General features: G+C 71.3%; 14 protein-coding genes. 11 read left to right on the top strand and 3 right to left on the bottom strand.

What is annotated here, in order from left to right; all coding sequences use genetic code 11:
• Positions 1-3 precede the first annotated feature (3 nt).
• The 4 genes from kynU to AB0J69_RS18160 are packed head-to-tail and all read left to right on the top strand — an operon-like array spanning position 4 to position 4,369.
• Complete coding sequence (gene kynU, locus AB0J69_RS18175) at positions 4-1,209, top strand: kynureninase (RefSeq protein ID WP_364118215.1); 1,206 nt, start codon at positions 4-6, stop codon at positions 1,207-1,209.
• Between the two features lie 54 nt (positions 1,210-1,263).
• The gene (locus AB0J69_RS18170) at positions 1,264-1,890 is read left to right on the top strand and encodes a TetR/AcrR family transcriptional regulator (RefSeq protein ID WP_364118213.1); all 627 of its coding nucleotides are present in this window, start codon (positions 1,264-1,266) and stop codon (positions 1,888-1,890) included.
• Positions 1,887-2,801: an ABC transporter ATP-binding protein gene (locus AB0J69_RS18165; RefSeq protein WP_364118212.1), complete on the top strand. Its 915-nt coding sequence runs from the start codon at positions 1,887-1,889 to the stop codon at positions 2,799-2,801. Before AB0J69_RS18170 ends, AB0J69_RS18165 begins: the two co-directional genes overlap by 4 nt.
• On the top strand, positions 2,798-4,369 hold the full coding sequence (locus AB0J69_RS18160) for an ABC transporter permease (RefSeq protein WP_364118210.1): 1,572 nt from the start codon (positions 2,798-2,800) through the stop codon (positions 4,367-4,369). The genes AB0J69_RS18165 and AB0J69_RS18160 overlap by 4 nt, the downstream gene beginning before the upstream one ends.
• Positions 4,370-4,402: 33 nt before the next feature.
• Here the strand turns inward: AB0J69_RS18160 and AB0J69_RS18155 are convergent, their stop codons facing one another.
• Both AB0J69_RS18155 and AB0J69_RS18150 read right to left on the bottom strand, forming a co-directional pair.
• Positions 4,403-5,236, bottom strand: a complete 834-nt coding sequence (locus AB0J69_RS18155; protein WP_364118208.1) for an alpha/beta hydrolase — start codon at positions 5,234-5,236, stop codon at positions 4,403-4,405.
• A gap of 163 nt (positions 5,237-5,399) precedes the next feature.
• Complete coding sequence (locus tag AB0J69_RS18150) at positions 5,400-8,258, bottom strand: AAA family ATPase (RefSeq protein WP_364118207.1); 2,859 nt, start codon at positions 8,256-8,258, stop codon at positions 5,400-5,402.
• Between the two features lie 165 nt (positions 8,259-8,423).
• Here AB0J69_RS18150 and AB0J69_RS18145 point away from each other — a divergent pair, with 165 nt between their 5' ends.
• The 3 genes from AB0J69_RS18145 to AB0J69_RS18135 all read left to right on the top strand — a co-directional run bounded on the left by AB0J69_RS18145 (position 8,424) and on the right by AB0J69_RS18135 (position 12,826).
• The gene (locus AB0J69_RS18145) at positions 8,424-9,590 is read left to right on the top strand and encodes a HAMP domain-containing sensor histidine kinase (protein ID WP_364118205.1); all 1,167 of its coding nucleotides are present in this window, start codon (positions 8,424-8,426) and stop codon (positions 9,588-9,590) included.
• Positions 9,587-10,993, top strand: a complete 1,407-nt coding sequence (locus AB0J69_RS18140; protein WP_364118203.1) for a HAMP domain-containing sensor histidine kinase — start codon at positions 9,587-9,589, stop codon at positions 10,991-10,993. The genes AB0J69_RS18145 and AB0J69_RS18140 overlap by 4 nt, the downstream gene beginning before the upstream one ends.
• Before the next feature lie 78 nt (positions 10,994-11,071).
• Positions 11,072-12,826, top strand: a complete 1,755-nt coding sequence (locus tag AB0J69_RS18135) for a glycoside hydrolase family 15 protein (RefSeq protein ID WP_364118201.1) — start codon at positions 11,072-11,074, stop codon at positions 12,824-12,826.
• An 8-nt stretch (positions 12,827-12,834) separates the two neighbouring features.
• Here AB0J69_RS18135 and AB0J69_RS18130 read toward each other — a convergent pair whose 3' ends face one another.
• Complete coding sequence (locus AB0J69_RS18130) at positions 12,835-13,410, bottom strand: hypothetical protein (protein ID WP_364118200.1); 576 nt, start codon at positions 13,408-13,410, stop codon at positions 12,835-12,837.
• A 163-nt stretch (positions 13,411-13,573) separates the two neighbouring features.
• Between AB0J69_RS18130 and AB0J69_RS18125 the strand changes: the two genes are divergently transcribed.
• The 4 genes from AB0J69_RS18125 (at position 13,574) to AB0J69_RS18110 (ending at position 17,009) form a co-directional block, all read left to right on the top strand.
• Positions 13,574-14,266, top strand: coding sequence for a DUF899 family protein (locus AB0J69_RS18125; RefSeq protein WP_364118198.1), 693 nt, complete (start codon positions 13,574-13,576; stop codon positions 14,264-14,266).
• Positions 14,267-14,479: 213 nt separating this feature from the next.
• A complete protein-coding gene (locus AB0J69_RS18120; RefSeq protein WP_364118197.1) occupies positions 14,480-15,466 on the top strand; it encodes an LLM class flavin-dependent oxidoreductase in 987 nt (328 codons plus the stop codon).
• A 193-nt stretch (positions 15,467-15,659) separates the two neighbouring features.
• On the top strand, positions 15,660-15,800 hold the full coding sequence (locus tag AB0J69_RS18115) for a hypothetical protein (protein ID WP_364118195.1): 141 nt from the start codon (positions 15,660-15,662) through the stop codon (positions 15,798-15,800).
• Between the two features lie 357 nt (positions 15,801-16,157).
• The gene (locus AB0J69_RS18110) at positions 16,158-17,009 is read left to right on the top strand and encodes an aminoglycoside phosphotransferase family protein (RefSeq protein WP_364118194.1); all 852 of its coding nucleotides are present in this window, start codon (positions 16,158-16,160) and stop codon (positions 17,007-17,009) included.
• Positions 17,010-17,014 lie beyond the last annotated feature (5 nt).

Genomic DNA, 17,014 nt, shown 5'->3' with positions numbered 1-17,014 from the left:
ACCATGTCTGAAGACGACGCGCGGCGGCGGGACGCCGAAGACCCCGGACATCGCTCCTTGTTCCTGATCCCGCCCGCCCAGGGCGGGAACTACGCGGAGTGCGCCTACTTCGCCGGGAACTCGCTCGGGCTGCAGCCCCGGGCCACCCGCGACGAGCTCCTGAGCGACCTGGACAGCTGGGCCACGCTCGGCGTCGAGGGCCACATGGACGGCGGCCGCCCCTGGGTGCGCTACAACGAGCTCCTCACCGAGCCCGCCGCCCGGCTGGTCGGCGCGCTGCCCGAGGAGACGGTCGTCATGAACACGCTGACCGTCAACCTGCACCTGCTGATGGTCTCCTTCTACCGGCCGCGCGGCGAGCGCACCCGCATCCTGATCGAGGAGTCCGCGTTCCCCTCCGACCGTTACGCGGTCCGCAGCCACGTACGCTTCCACGGCCTCGACCCGGACGCCGACGTGATCGCGACGGCGGACCCGCCGGCCTACCTCGCCGCCGAAGGCGACAAGGTCGCGCTCGTCCTGCTCGGCGGGGTCAACTACCTGACCGGCGAACTGCTGGACATCCCGCGGATCACCCGGGCCGGCCACGCCGCGGGCGCGAAGGTCGGCTGGGACCTGGCGCACGCCGCCGGGAACGTCCCCCTCGAACTGCACGAATGGGGCCCCGACTTCGGGGCCTGGTGCACCTACAAGTACCTCAACTCCGGGCCCGGCGCCCTCGGCGGCGTCTTCGTCCACCAGCGCCACCTCGACGACCCCTCGATCCAGCGCTTCGAGGGCTGGTGGAGCACCGAGCCGGACACGCGCTTCCGCATGGACCCCGTCTGCGCGCCCCCCAAGAGCGCCGACGCCTGGCAGATCTCCAACCCGCCCATCTACGCGATGAGCCCGGTCCGTACCTCGCTCGAGCTCTTCGACCGGATCGGCATGACCGAGCTGCGCGCCCGCAGCGTCCGCCTGACCGCCTATCTGGAGAGCCTGCTCGACGGCTGGTGCACCGTGGTCACCCCGCGCGCCCCGGAGCGCCGCGGCTGCCAGCTGTCCCTGCGGGTGCCCGACGCGGACGGCCTGTCCAGGCGGCTGAGCCGGGCCCATGGGGTGATCGCCGACTCCCGCAATCCTGACATCCTGCGGCTGGCGCCGACCCCGCTCTACTCGACCTACCACGACTGCTGGCGTGCCGCCGAGGCGCTCAGGAAGGAGTTGTGATCCGTGCGCTGAACGCTTGCATGGCATCCAATACATTTGTATAGAATCCTGGACGTGCGACCTATATCTGAAGAGGACCTGACGACGCGCGCCCGGATTCGCGACGCCGCGATGGCGTTGTTCGCCGAGCAGGGAGTCAAGGCCACCACGATCCGCGGGATAGCCGAGGCGGCGAAAGTCTCGCCCGGCCTGGTGCAGCATCACTTCGGCACCAAGGAAGCGCTGAGACAGGCTTGTGACGAGTACGTCCTCGGCTACCTGCGCGAGCAGGTGGACGTGGGCGTCACCGACCGCAACCTCGACAAGCCCGAATTCATCGAGAACGTCCACCGCACCGCGCCACCCCTGATGAAATACCTCGGCCGCGCGCTCGTGGACGGCTCTCCCGCGGCCGCCGCCATGTTCGACGAACTCGTCGCCGTGACGGAGGAGCATCTCACCCGCGGCCGGCACTCCGAGGCCGACCACCGCGCCCGCGCGACCGTGCTGACGGCGATGAAGCTGGGCATCACGGTGCTGCACGAGCACGTCTCCCGCGCCCTCGGCACCGACCTCTACGCCCCGCAGGGCGCGCTGCGCGTCGGCAAGGCGCAGCTCGACCTGATCGCACCGGAATTCCTCGGCCGCGAGGTGTTCGACCAGGCGCGGACGGGCCTGGAGAAGTTCGAGGAGCAACAATGAGCTCCCCAGCGCACACAGCAGGGCACGCCGCGGTGCGCGCCGACGGCCTGGTCAAGACCTTCGGCCGGACCAGGGCCCTGGACGGGCTCGACCTCACCGTCGAGACGGGCGAGGTGCACGGCTTCCTCGGCCCCAACGGCGCGGGCAAGACCACCACGATCCGCATCCTGCTCGGTCAGATGCGCGCCGACGGCGGCCGGATCGCCTTACTCGGCGGCGACCCCTGGCGCGACGCCACAGAGCTGCACCGAAGGCTCGCCTACGTGCCCGGCGACGTCACCCTGTGGCCCTCGCTGACCGGCGGTGAGGTCATCGACCTGCTGGGCAGGGCACGCGGCGGCCTCGACCCCCGGCGGCGGGCCGAGCTGCTGGAGCGCTTCGAGCTCGACCCGCGCAAGAAGTGCCGCACCTACTCCAAGGGCAACCGGCAGAAGGTGGCGCTGGTGGCCGCCTTCGCCTCCGACGCGGAACTGCTGGTGCTGGACGAGCCGACCTCGGGCCTGGACCCGCTGATGGAGGCGGTCTTCAACGAGTGCGTCCTGCGGGAGAAGCGCGCCGGCCGCACCGTGCTGCTGTCCAGCCACATCCTGTCGGAGGTCGAGACGCTGTGCGACCGCGTCAGCATCATCCGCGCCGGCCGTACCGTCGAGTCCGGCAGCCTGGCCGACCTGCGCCACCTCACCCGCACCTCGGTGACGGCCGAGCTGATCGGCCCCGCGCCCGGGCTGGCGACGCTGCCCGGCGTGCACGACCTGACCGTGGACGGCGCCCGGCTGCGCTGCCAGGTGGACGGCGACGCGCTCACCGCGGTGCTCGCCGAGCTGGCCGGGGCGGGCGTACGTACGCTGACCACGCAGCCGCCGACGCTGGAGGAGCTGTTCCTGCGGCACTACGAGGGGGCCGCGAGATGACCGGCACCTGGGTTCTGATCAGGCTCATCCTGCGCCGGGACCGCGTGCTGCTGCCGGTGTGGATCGCGATCAGCGCGCTGATGCCGGCGAGCATCGCCTCCGCCACCGCCGACCTGTACGCCGGACAGGCCGCCCGTGACGCCTTCGCGGCGGCCTCGGTGAGCAACCCCGCCCAGCTGGCCATGCGCGGCCCCATCTACGACGCGAGCGTCGGCGGCCTGACCGCCTGGACGCTCGGCTCGTCCCTCGCACTGATCGGCGGGCTGGTCAGCATCCTGCTGATGACCAGGCACACCCGGGTCGAGGAGGAGACCGGCCGGCGCGAGCTGCTGTCCTCGGGCGTCATCGGCCGGCACGCCCCGCTGGCCGCTGCGCTCGCGGTCGTGCTGGCCGCCAACCTGCTGCTGGGCCTGCTGTCGGTGCCCGCTCTGGTCGCGGGCGGCCTGCCCGCGGGTTCCTCGCTGCTGTTCGGGCTCTCCATCGCCGCGGGCGGGTGGGCGTTCGCGGCCGTGGCCGCCGTCACCGCGCAGCTCACCGCGTCATCCGGGGCGGCCCGCGGCATCGCGATCGCCATCGGGGGCCTGCTGTTCGCGCTGCGCTCGCTGGCCGACGCCGGCGGCATCGGCCGGCTCGCGTGGCTGACGCCGTTCGGCTGGGTCCGGCTGACCAGACCCTACGCCGGTGACCAGTGGTGGGTGCTGGGGCTGATCGCGGTGTTCGTCGCCGCCCTGGCCGCGGCCGCGTTCGCGCTGTCCATCCGGCGTGACGTGGCCGGCGGCCTGGTGGCCGTGCGCCCCGGACCCGCCACCGGGGCGCTGCGGGGCCCGTTCGGCCTGGCCGCCCGGCTGCACCGCGGCCCGCTCGCGGGCTTCGCGATCGGTTTCGGCCTGATGGGCGCCCTGCTCGGCGTGGCGGCGCGCGGGCTGGACACGCAGTTGGACACGCCGCAGTTCCAGGAGCTGGCCGCGACCATAGGCGGCGCCGGCGCCCGCGTGTCGGATGTGTTCTTCACGTTCGTGATGTACGTGCTCAGCCAGCTCGTCACAGGAGCGGCGCTGGTGTCGGCGCTCCGCGCCCGTGGCGAGGAGGCGGCGGGCCGGGCCGAGCTGCTCCTGTCCACCCCTGTCGGCCGGCTGCGCTGGGCGCTGAGCCACCTGGCGTTCGCGGTCGTGGGCCCGGTGCTGCTGCTGGCCGCGCTGGGCGCGGCGGCGGGGCTCGCCTACGACGGCGACGTGGCCCGCGTCACCGGGGCCACGCTGGCCTACCTGCCCGCGGTCTGGATCGTGGTCGGGATCGCGACGCTGCTGTTCGGCCTGCTGCCCCGGTCGGCGGCGCCCGCGAGCTGGACCGTGCTCGGCCTCTTCCTGGTCGTGGATCTGCTGGCGGAGTTCAAGCTGGCCACCGGGGTCGTGCTCGACCTGTCGCCGTTCGTGCACGTGCCGGCGATGTTGCTGGGCGGCGCCTCGTCGCCGGTGGTGCCGCTGCTGGGGCTGACCGTGGCGGCGGTGATCCTGGCCGCGGCGGGGCTGGCGTTCCTGCGCCGCCGCGACCTGATGCCCTCTGCCTGAAACGCCCCATGCAGCGGCCTGTCGCCGTGCGCGCTACCGTACGGAGCAAATGGCGGATCCGATCACCGACGTCACCGCGTCCGGGTGCGAGATCAGGGTGAGGTGGGATCCGCCCTCGAACCGGGTGATCGTCGAGTGCGCCCGGCGGGCCATGGACAGCTTCGAGGCCGGGGTGATGATCCGGTCACCGGTGCTGACGAAATACCACGACGGGATCGACTTCCACGCCGCGGCCGCCGACGGGGTCATGAACGCGCTGGTCGAGGCGGCTCGCTGGGTCGCCCACAGGCGCAGTGCGGTGTCCCGCGGCAGGTCCGAGCCGAAGGAGCCGACGAAGGTGTCCCGCTTGAGGTACAGGTCGGTCGCTCCCTGAGGTGCGCCCGGCCGGGACACCTTGTCGTAGAGGGTGTCCGGGTTCGCGTTGAGCGCGGAGCCCGATCCGCTGAGCTTGCCGGTGGCCTCCCCGACGTCCGGCGCGGCGGCATCGACGTACACCAGCGCCTTGACGCCGGGAACGCCCGCGGCGGCGTTCGTGATCACCGAGCCCCCGTAGGAGTGGCCGACGAGCACGATCGGGCCGCGCAGGGTCTTGAGGAAGTCGGCGACGGCCGCGGCGTCGCTGTTGAGGCCCTGGAGGGGGTTCGCTATGGCGCGCGCGACGTAGCCTGCTCGGCGCAGGGCGTCCACCTCTCCGTTCCAGCTCGACGTTTCGGCCCAGGCTCCGTGGACCAGGACGACCGTCGGCTTGGCCCGGCCCGGTGTTGGGCCCGGTGATGGACAGGGCAGCGGCTCGTTGGTGGTGGCGGCCTGGGCGCCGGTCGTCGCTGCGGCTCCCAGCGACGTGGCGGCCAGGGTGAGCGCCGCCACGGATCTCATCATCTTCCCGGCACGTACACGATTCATCCGTCCCCCCGGGCGCTCTCCCTCACGCTCAGCCGTGTGCTGACGAGACTCTGATGCCGCAAAAGGTGCGAAACCAACCCAAAGTGACCAAAACATTGCCAGGCCTTCGGGTCGGATCTCGCTGCGGTCACGCGTTCCGGAGGGCGCCCGGGCACCTCTCGGTGACGATGCGGGCCAGATCGACACGGGACCCGATGTCGAGCTTGGTGAAGATCCGGCGAAGATGGGTGGAGACCGTGTGCGGGGACAGGAACATGCGTGCCGCGGCCTGCCGATTGGTCAACCCCTGGGCGACCAGCACCGCCACCTCGCGTTCGGTGTCAGTGAGGCTGTCCCATCCGAAGGTGGGCCGTGGCGGCTGGGCCCAGTGGCGGCGCCGCACGCCCAGCGCGCGCAGTCTGGCCCGTACGCGTGCCGCGTCCCGCAGCGCGCCGATGTGCTGGTAGCCGTCGAGCGCCTGGTCCAGGCTGTGGACGGCCTGTTCGCGGGCGGCGGTGCCGGGTCGGGCGGCCAGCAGGACGCCGAGGTCCTCGGCGGCCGACGCGCGGGCCCACGGTTCGGGCTGATCGGTGACGGCGGAGGCCAGCGCGCCGGGGTCCTGGCGCAGAAGGCCGCGGGCGTGGGCGGCCGTGACGGCCAGGCAGGGGAAGTCAGGGTTGTTCCGGGCCAGGGATTCGGCCGTGTCCACGATGGCCCGCGCGTACGGGCGGTTCCCCGTGGCCAGCGCCAGCCGGGTCATCCACGAGGCGGTGAGGGGCGTCGTGATGAGCGCCCAGCGCCGCTCGTCCTGGTCGGTGTAGATCGCGTGGAGTATGTCGACCGCCCGTTCGGGATCGCCCTGCGTCTCGGCCAACGCCGCCATCACCCACCTTTCCCACACCGACCCGAACAACATTCCGGACGCGGCGTGGACGGAGTGGTAGCGCTCGATGTGCTGGACCGCGGTGTCGATGTCGCCACGCCGCATGGCGATGAAGGCCAGCATGGACAGCCCGACGCGGATGAACCCGTGCGTGCCCAGCTCTTCGGCGATCATCATCCCGGCCTTGGCCTCGGCGGCGGCATCGTCGAACCGGCCGGCGGCCAGCCTCAGGACGGAGCGGAACAGGGCGGGCCCTGCGGCGAGCACGGTCAGCCCGAGGGCGTTGATCTCCTCCTCGGCGTCCTGGATGGCGACGTCGGACGGCCCGAACTGGCGCATGGCCCGGTAGTTGAGGCTCAGCAGCAGGCGCGCGTACGGGCGCTGGATGGCTTCGACGGTGCCGCTGTTCGTGATCCGCTGGGCTTCGTGCAGGTGCGCGAACGAGTCGGCTATCCGGCCGTCGACTATGGCGAGCCGGGCGAGCAGGAGAAGGGCCCCGACCACGGCGGCATCGGTGTGCCGCTCGCGGTCGGCGAGAACGGCTTCCGCCCGCAGCCGCCCCTTCCCGAAGTCGTTCAGGCAGAGCAGCCCCCAGAACACCGTCCATTCGGCGATGCCGCGAAGATCCTCCGGGATGTCCTGCGCGAGCAGGCTTTCGGCCTCGGACTCCGCCTCTGCCGGCCGGCCGCTCAGCAGCAGGATGTACGCCAGCGCGCACCGCAGGTGAGGGGCCTGGGCGGGCGGTGCCCTGCCGAGGGCCGTACGCGCGAGATCGGCCGCCTCCGGCAGCCGTCCGATGGCCGTCAGGGCGTCGACCGCTGTGGCGGCACGACCGGCCCAGCCGGCGTCGGCGGGATCGCTGAGTTCGAGCGCTCGCGTGGCGAGATCGGCGGCGGTCTGCGGGGAGGACCGCAGCACCTCGCGCGCCGCTCGGTCCAGGCCGAGCAGTGCGGACTCGTCACCGCGGCCGGCGCTGTGGAGGAGGTGCGCGGCGGCAGGGACGGCCGATCCACCTCGTCTGAGCAGCATCTCTGCCGCGTCGTGGTGCAGGGCCTGCCGTACGGCGGCGGGGAGGGTGCCGACCACCGCCTGCCAGAGCAGGTCGTGCCGGAAGGCCACCTCGTGCTCGGTGGCCTCGACGATGCCCGCCGCCATCGCCTCCTCCAGCATGGGCAGCAGCCCGCTGGTCGACTCGCCGACCATCTCGGCCAGATCCGTCACCGAGAACGAGCGGCCCAGGACCGCCGCGGCCTGCAGCAGATGTCTGGTCCGTACCGACAGCTGCTCCAGACGTTCTTGGGTCACCGCCTGAGCCCGGGGCAGCCCCGCCGACACCATCCGGACGTGACCATCGGCGACCTGGAACGCGCCCTCGCTGTTGAGCTTCTCCAGGAGGTCGACGAGCAGGAAGGGATTGCCCTTCGCCAGGTTGGCCAGGGCCAGCACGTCCGGCTCGGGCGCCGCCCCGAGAACGTCGGTGACCACGTTCGCCACCGCCCGCTCGTCCAGCGCCGCCAGCGCCAACCGCGTGGCGCCCTCCTTTTCCAGCACGTTGAACAGGCCGTCGAGCCGAGCGTCTCCTCTGCCGATCGTACGAGCCAGCATCCAGACGAGCGGGTAGGAGGACAGATCGCTCGTCATCGACCGCAGCGCCAGCAGCGTCAACGGGTCGGCCCACTCCACGTCGTCCAGCGTGAGGAGCACAGGCCCGTCTGCCACCAGCCTTTCCAGCGGCTCCTGCAGCTCCGCCAGCAGCTGCAACCGCTGATCGGCCGGACCGGGGATGCTCGCGGTCCGGCCCGTGAAAATGGTGCGGTCGGATTCCCCGAGCGCCGACATCAGCGGGGCCAGCGGGATCAGCTGGGTCAGCTCATCCGCCACCCCCCTGGCGACCCCGAGCCCGGCCCGCTCCGCCGCGGCTGCGGCCATGTCGAGCAGGTGGCTCTTGCCGACACCCGACGGGCCTTCGACCAGCAGCACTCCGCCCCGGCCCGCTCGGGCGGCCTTGATCGAGCCGACGACGAGCCCCCACTCCCGCGCACGGCCACGCCAGCCAGGCCAGGATGACCTCCGGGAGTCGGGCCCACCCGCCGCTTCGGTCGCATGGTGAGATGCCTCTCCCATACCTGGTCGCTACCCGGCGCACCGAGCCCGGCAAACCCGTTTGCGCGGGCAGGCTCGTCCGGCGCGGAAACCAGATCGCACAGATATGCGATACGGCGGCTTCGTGCACCGAGCAGGCTGTTGACCGGAGAACGTCAGTGGCATGCCGGCTTTCCTTCGAAAGGGATGGCGATGATGGACCTGTCCAGCGACTGGCTGGTACTCCTGTGGCCCTTGGTGATCCCGCTCACCTGGATGGTCACCGCATACCTGCTGACGGTGCGCGAGACGTCGGCCTTCATGAAGATGTGCCTGTCGCTGCGAGGGCAGATCACGTTCATGGCCACCGTCGTGGCCGTCATCACGCTCCTCACAGCGGGCCTGGGGGCGTATCTGCTGGTCTCGTCCTCGCCCTCCTGGCCCGGCTTCCTCCAGCTGATCCTGGTGCTCGGAACCGTGGAACTGGTCGCCTTGGGCGCGTGGGCGACCTGGAAGGTGACCGGCAGGCTGCTGCGCCCCCTGGAGACCGTCCGCGCCGAACTCAAGGTGATCAACCCCGGTGACCGGCCCGCTCGCGTCTCCGACCCCGGAAACGCGCATGAGATCACCCGCTTGTGCCGCACGATCAACGACGTTCTGAGCCGGCTCGACGAAGACAGGAGAGAACTCGTGGAGCTCGCGCTCCGCCAACGGCAGTTCGCCTCCGACGTCTCCCACGAGCTGCGCAATCCCATCGCGGGACTGCTGACGCAGCTGGAGGTGGCGCAGCAGGATCCCTGCCACACCCGGTGGCCGGAGTTCCTCGGAACGACGTTGGTCCAGGTGGAGCGGCTCAAGACGATCACCGATGACATGCTGCGCCTGGCTCGGGTGCGGACCGGCGCACCTGAGGAACCGCAGCGTCTCGACCTCGCGGCATTCGTCCGGACCGAGATCTCGCATCGGGCGGACCGCCTCCCGGTCCGGCTCGACCTGACCCCCGGCGCCACCGTCACCGCCGTGCCGTCCCAGCTCGGCCGGCTGCTCGCCAACCTGCTGGACAACGCTCAGCGGCACTCCGCCCACCTGGTGTGCGTCGCGGTACGCCCGTCCAACGCCACCGTCGAGCTCGCGGTCGGCGACGACGGACCGGGGATAGCGGTCGGCGACCGGGAGCGGGTGTTCAACCGTTTCACCCGATTGGACGAGGCCCGGCGGCTCGACTGCAACGGCACCGGACTCGGCCTGGCCATCGCCCGTGACATCGCCCGAGCGCATCACGGCAGCCTCCGCGTGGAGGAGAGCTCCGCGGGCGGGGCGCGCTTCATCCTTCGGCTCCCCCGGACACGGCCCAGCGAAAGGGGACCGACATGACACTGCGGAAATGCTCGATCAAATGCCGGGTGGTGCTGTTCACCAGCGTGACGGTGGGTGCGCTCTGCATCATGTTCTCCGCTGTCCTGCTGTTCACCATCAACCTGATGGCGACGCAGAGCCTCACCGAAGAGGTGACCGCGGTGGGCGAGTTGACCGCGTACTACGTCGACCGGGGGGAGGTCGTCAATCCGCTGCCGCCCATCCCACAGGACCTGATCCGGCCCGTCCAGGTGGTCGATCCGCACGGGCACGTGGTCGCCGCGACCCGGGACCTCCAGGACAAGCCGGTCATGGCGCATTTCGCGCCCCAAAGCCCGCGACGAACGGCCAGCGCCGTCGTCTGCCACTCCATCCTCGGCTCCGGCCGCTGCCACATCGTCGTCGCGCAGCACGTGTACCGCGACGGTGACTGGATCATCTACAGCGCCGCGCCGGCACTGCCGTTCTACGTCTATCCAGGCGTGGCGGCCCTCCTGATCGCGGGGACGGTCGTCTTCACCGTCGCGGTCGCCTACGGGGCACGGCGCACCGTCATCCGCTCGCTCAGGCCCGTCGACGCCATCCGGGCCCAGCTCGACCACATTCGCGGCACCGACCTGGGCCGCCGGGTCCCGGTCCCGGCCTCCGAGGACGAGATCCACCGGCTGGCCGGAAGCGTCAACCAGACCCTCGACCGGCTGGAGGACGTGCTGGAGCAGCAGCGGCGGTTCTGCGCCGACGCCTCCCACGAACTGCGTACCCCGATCACCGCCATCCGGGCCCAGATGGAGGACGCCCTCCTCGCACCGGAGGAGGCGGACGTCACCCGTCTGTGCGGCGCCGTGCTCCCGAGCGTCGAGCGGCTCCAGTCGGTCGCGTCCGGCCTGCTGACGCTCAAGCGGCTGGACACGGGCGCACCGTGCGAGCGCCAGGTCGTCGACCTGGCGCAGCTCATCGCCGCGGAGCTGGAGAGTCACCCGGTGAGCAGAACGGTCGTCCCACGCCTGACGCCAGGCGTCACCGTCCTGGGGGACCGGTCCCGGCTGGGCGAGCTGGTCGGCAACCTGGTGCACAACGCCCAGCGGCACGCGGCGTCCACGATCACGGTCACCCTGCGGTGCGGGGACGGCGACCCTGCCGCCGACCCGAGATTCCGGGGGAGCGTCGCGGAGCTCGAGATCCTCGACGACGGCGCCGGGATCGCCGCCGACCAGCGGGAGACCGTGTTCCGGCGGTTCACCCGGCTGGACACCGCACGGAGCAGGGACGCGGGCGGCGTCGGGCTCGGTCTCCCCATCGCCCGGCAGATCGCCGAGAGCCACGGCGGCACACTGACCATCCAGGACAGCGACCGAGGCGCGCGCTTCGTCGTCCGCCTGCCGCTGCACGTACAGGCCGATGCGCCACCCGGCCGGCGCTGACCCTCGCGGGGTCACGCCGAGCCGGCCTCACCTCTCCTGAGCTGCGGTGAAGCAGTTGTGGAGGGGTAGAGGGCCGATATGCGGATCGAGGACTACGCCCTCATCGGGGACACGCGCTCGGCGGCCCTCGTCGGTCGCGACGGCTCGATCGACTGGCTCTGCCTCCCGCGGTTCGATTCCCCGTCATGTTTCGCCAGGCTCCTCGGCGACGAGTCCAACGGGTTCTGGCGGCTGGCGCCCACCGGGCACGAGCGGGCCACGCGGCGCGCGTACGCCGGCGAGACTCTGATCCTCGAGACCGTGTGGGAGACCTCCACGGGGACCGTCAAGGTCATCGACTTCATGCCTCCCCGGCACACCAACCCCGACCTGGTCCGGATCGTCGAGGGCGTGTCCGGGACGGTGGGCATGACGGCGGAGATCAGCATCAGGTTCGACTACGGCAGGGTCGTACCGTGGGTCCGCCCCGTCGGCGACCGGCTGCACGCCATCGGTGGGCCCGATTCCGTCTGGATGCGCACGCCTGTGCCCCTGGAGGGCGACGACTACCGGCGTTCCGGCGGCTTCACCGTCGCCGCCGGGGAACGCCACACGTTCGTGTTCGCGTGGCAACCCTCGCACCTGCCGGAACCCGTCCCCATGGACCCCGCCGAGCAGCTCACCGAGACCAGGCTGTTCTGGCAGGAATGGGTCTCCCGCTGCCGGGCCACGGGGCCCTGGCACGACGCCGTGGTCCGCTCCCTCATCACGCTCAAGGCCCTCACCTACAGCCCGACCGGCGGCATCGTGGCCGCTCCCACCACATCGCTGCCGGAGCACATCGGCGGGGTGCGCAACTGGGACTACCGGTACTGCTGGCTGCGTGACGCCGCCATGACGCTCGACGCCCTGTCCAGGGCCGGGTACGTCGAGGAGGCCGGCGCCTGGCGTACGTGGCTGCTGCGCGCCGTGGCGGGCCGCCCCGAGGACGTCCAGGTCATGTACGGAGTGGCAGGCGAAAGACGCCTGCCCGAGCAGACGCTCGACTGGCTGCCCGGCTACGAGGGCTCCCGGCCGGTACGGACCGGCAACGACGCCGTCAGCCAGCTCCAGCTCGACGTCTACGGTCAGGTGGCCGGTTGCCTCTACCGGGCCCGTAAACAGGGCCTGCCGACCGACGACTACGCCTGGGCCACCATCAGCAAGCTGATGTGCTTCCTGGAGCGCAACTGGGACCAGCCCGACGAGGGCCTATGGGAGGTCCGCGGCCTGCGCCGGCACTTCGTGCATTCCAAGGTCATGACATGGGTGGCGGCCCACCACCTGGTCCGGGCCGTCGAAGAGTTCGACCTCCCCGCTCCCGTCGAGCGCTGGCGGGCCATGCGGGACCGGGTCCACGCCGAGGTCTGCGACAAGGGGTTCGACCCCGGGCGCGGCACGTTCACCCAGTCGTACGGCTCGCGCGAGCTGGACTCGGCGCTGCTCCTCATCCCGATCGTCGGGTTCCTGCCGCCGGACGACCCGCGCGTCATCGGGACGATCGAGGCGATCCAGCGCGAGCTGATGACGGACGGCCTCCTGCTGCGCTATCCGATCTCCGAACGCAACCACATCGACGGGCTGCCCGGCACCGAAGGCGTCTTCCTCGCCGGCAGCTTCTGGCTGGTCGAGGCGCTCGCCCTCATCGGGCGCAAGGAGGAGGCCGTCCAGCTGTTCGAGCGGCTGCTGAGCCTCACCAACGACGTCGGCCTGCTCTCCGAGGAGTACGACCCCGTCCAGAAGCGCCAGCTGGGCAACTTCCCGCAGGCCTTCACCCACATCCACCTGATCCACGCGGCCCAGGCGCTCAGCTGAGCCCCAGGTCATTCCGGATCGGCAGGCAGGCCGAACGGGGGGTCATCGGCCAGGTTGTACGCGGCGGCGAGGATGGTGAGGACCTGGATCGTGGCCTGAGGCGCCAACGCGTACTCGCCGCGCCGCCGCTGGGTGATCAGCCTGGCGCTCTGGAGCGCGCGCAGGTGGTGGTAGAGCTGGCCGCTGGTCGTCTGCTCGCCGTCTCCGCCCAGGGACTCCTGGAGCTCGGTGGTGGTGCACCGGCCCTGCCGGACGAGCGTGGCGAGCAGCGCCAGCCGCGGCAGGCTGCCGAGGGACTCCAGGATGCCGGCCACGGGGGCCCAGTCGGCCGACAGCAGCTCGGCGAGGGAGAGCTGCCTGTCCCAGAGGCTTTCCCCGCCCGGCAACCGCGCGGCTCCGACGTAGCCGACCGTGCCGAGCCCGTCCTCCTCCTTCGCCTGGCGGAGCATGCCGGTGGCCGCCGCGGTGAGGGACGGCGACTCCGGGGCGCGTCGCGGCGGGTCGACGGTGTCCACCCCGGTGCCGACCCGGCTCTCCAGGCGGGCGATCCGGCGTTCGAGCTCGGCGAGTCTGTCCTCGCTCATCGTCACACTCCTACGTTATTCCATAATTACGAAATAGCGTAGATGAATGGGACCAGGCGTGGCAACGCCGGAGAAGTTCCGCGGCCGGCAACCGATGAGTTCGCCGCTCGGACCGGGTCTACCTCCGTGTACGGCAAGTTGCGCCCGTGATCAGGGAGGGACCATGAGTACGAAGGCACTACCGCCCGTCGTCGACGCCGATACCTGGCAGCGTGAGCTGGACGCGCTGCGTGCCCGGGAGAAGGCCGCGACCCGCGAGCTCGACGCCATCGCCGCCCAGCGCCGCCGTCTGCCGATGGTGCGGATGCCGGACTACGTCCTCGAGGGCGAGAAGGGACCGGTTCGGCTGGCCGACGTCTTCGACGGCAGGAGTCAGCTGATCGTCTACAACCACATGTGGTTCCCGGGCAAGGAATGGCAGTGCCCGGGCTGTACGGGGTTCACCTCGCAGTACACCCGGCTGGAGTTCCTGGAGCAGTACGATGCCCGGTTCGTCATCGTCACCCAGGGCCCGATCGACGAGGCGCTGGCCTACAAGCGGCGGGTCGGCAACACGATGGCCTGGTACTCCACCGCGAACAGCCCGTTCGGGGCCGATGTCGGCGCGCCGGCCGGCGGAGGCTTCGCGGTGAATGTGTTCCTGCGCGATGGCGACACCGTGTATCGCACCTGGCACACCAGTGGCCGGGGCACCGAGCAGCTCAGCCACACCTTCGCGCTGATCGACCTGCTGCCGTACGGGCGGCAGGAGGAGTGGCAGGACTCGCCCGACGGCTGGCCGCAGTCGCCCACCTACAGCCGGTGGTCCACCGCCAAGGACATCGCCGCACTGTACGGCCCGGACGACATCGCCTAGGGACCTTCGTTCCGACGGTCCGCCCACGGCGACCGGCCGCTCGTGGCCGGTCCGCCGCGGGCCGGCCGGTCGCCATCGGCGTACGGTACGGCCCGGGCCGTGTGCCGGTGGGCACCCGCGAACGCGAGTCTCTTGCGAGACTTCGGGGTACACGGTCGGTGCCGGTGCCTGACGACCGCGGAACGCCACGCGCATGATGACACGGGGACTTTCATGAGCTCATCGGTCTACTTACTGATCCTCGGGGACCACCTGCCGGATCCACGAACCGGGCGAGCGCCCTCCGAGCCGGAGCGCATCCGCGCCATGGTCGACCAGGCCGTTGTGGCGGAAAAGGCCGGATTCACCGGCGTGGCCATCGGCGAACACCACTTCGCCCGCTACATCGTCTCCGCACCGGCACTCCTGCTCGCCACGATCGCGGCCCGTACGACCACGCTGCGCCTGTCCACCGGCGTCACCCTGCTGGCCCACCACGACCCCGTGCGCGTCGCGGAAGAACTCGCCACCCTCGACGTGCTGTCCGGCGGACGGGCCGAACTCATCGTGGCCCGCGGCGTGTCCAAGGAGACCGACCTGGCCTTCGGCATCGCCCCCTCGGACCTGCGGCCGCGGTTACACGAACACCTGCGCCTGCTGCTGAAACTGCTGCGGGAGGAGGACGTCACCTGGCGCGGCACGTTCCGCGGCCCGCTGGAGAACGTGACCACCACGCCGCGCCCGATCCAGAGACCGCACCCGACGCTGTGGGTCGGCAGCGGATCCGCGGCGTCCGCGGACTTCGCCGCCGAGCTGCGACTGCCGCTCATGCTGCCCAGCACCCTGCGCGACCCCGGCATCTACGTGGACGTCGTGGCCGGTTACCGGCGGGACGATCCCGGCCGGGTCGCCCTGCCCAGTCACGTGTTCGTCGCCGAGGACCGAGCGCGGGAGCGGTGGCGGCCCCACCTGGCGGCGTACGCCTCGTTCGCCAGCCCGTGGCGTGGTGACGGCCGGATGATCGACATCGACGAGCTGATGGAGGGTGCGGCGATCTGCGGTGATCCCAGCGAGGTCGCCGACCGGCTCAACGCACTGCAGAAACTGCTGGGGCTCGACGCGCACCTGGTGCTGATCGACGTCGGCGGCCTGCCGCAGGAGGAGGTGCTCGCCGCGATCCGGCTGTTCGGCGAGAAGGTCATCCCCCAGCTCGCCGCGTGACGGGGAAGCAGCGGCGGCATGCCGCGACCGGATCGGGCGGGTCCCGGCCTCCGCGGCCGGTGCCCGGATTCGCGGGACAGGCGCGTCCGAAAAGCCAGTACGGTGGCCTTCGACGGTCTCCAGGACCGAGGTCTCGCCGGCCCCGTCCGTGCGTTCCCGGTCTCGCCGCGGTCGCGCTGTGGAGAAGGGCGCGATGACCGAAGGCCCTCCGCGGGTGCGGAGCATCGGCCGTGCGGTGGTGCGCGGGCTCGCGGCGCTCAAGCGCGCGATGTATCGACGGGGGCGGCCGAACGCGCTCATGCGGCTCGTGAACCGGCTCGATGTCCTGGTGTAGGGGGCTCGGCGGCTGTCGCCGCGGCACACCGCCGTGTTGAAGGTGGTGGGGCGCCGCAGCGGGAACGTCACTTCGGTTCCGGTCGCGGTCACCGACCACCGCGGCGCCGAGTTCCTCGTCTCGATGCTGCCTGCGCCGCCACCTCGCCATCGCGCCCGGCGCGCGGCCGCACCTGGAGCTGGGGCCGGCCGCCCCCTTGCCGGACTCCCAGCGGATCGCGCCCCGTCACCCGATCTTCCGGATCCGTGAGCGCCCCGCCCGAGAGGTGAGCTCTCAAGCGGAGACTTGGTACGGTGGCCCAGGTCCGCACCGCTTGGAGAGCACGGCAGCGCGTAAGGGGAGAGGGGCCAGGCAACGATGGAGGCGTCGGAGATCCCGCGCGCGACGGCCGCGGCCATGTCGACCGCCTCGGCGCTCGGTCTGACAGCCGACGACGCGGTCGTCCTGCAGAACTCGAACAAGCTCACGCTGCGCCTGTTGCCTTGTGACGTCCTGGCCCGGGTGGCACCTGCGGCGCATCAGGTCGCACAGTTCGAGATCGAGCTCGCGCAACGGCTCGCCGAAACCGAGAGCCCGGTGGCCGCTCTCGAGCCTCGAGTCGAGCCACGCGTCCACGAGCGTGACGGCTTCGTGGTGACGCTGTGGACCTACTACGAGCCTGTGCCGCCTCAAGAGTTCTCGCCGGCCGACTACGCCCACGCGCTCGGGCGGCTGCACGCCGGCATGCGCAAGCTCGACGTCCCTGCGCCGCACTTCACGGATCGGGTCGAGGAGGCCCGGCAACTCGTGGCCAGCCGCGACCACACTCCGGAGCTCGCCGACGCGGACCGGGAACTCCTCGCCAACACGTTACGAAGCCTCAGGCGGGCGATCGTCGAGCGCGGCGGCGCCGAGCAGTTGCTGCACGGCGAGCCGCACCCGGGCAACGTGCTCACCACGAAGAACGGGCTGCTGTTCATAGACCTCGAGACGTGCTGCCGTGGGCCGGTCGAGTTCGACCTCGCCCACGCGCCCGAAGAAGTCGGTGACCACTATCCGGGTGCCGATCAGGGCTTGCTGCGCGACTGCCGGATCCTCATGCTGGCGATGATCACAGCGTGGCGCTGGGATCGGGGCGACCAGTTCCCGGACGGGCGCCGGCTGGGCACCGAGTGGCTCGGCCAGGTCCGGGCGGCGCTCGATCGCAGAGGGCTGGGCGCCCATGGCTGATCGCG

This window comes from Nonomuraea sp. NPDC049709 (genome assembly GCF_040674815.1).
Classification (GTDB): domain Bacteria; phylum Actinomycetota; class Actinomycetes; order Streptosporangiales; family Streptosporangiaceae; genus Nonomuraea.
The sequence above is the reverse complement of the archived record's forward strand: the minus strand, read 5'-3'. Positions and strand labels throughout refer to the sequence as shown.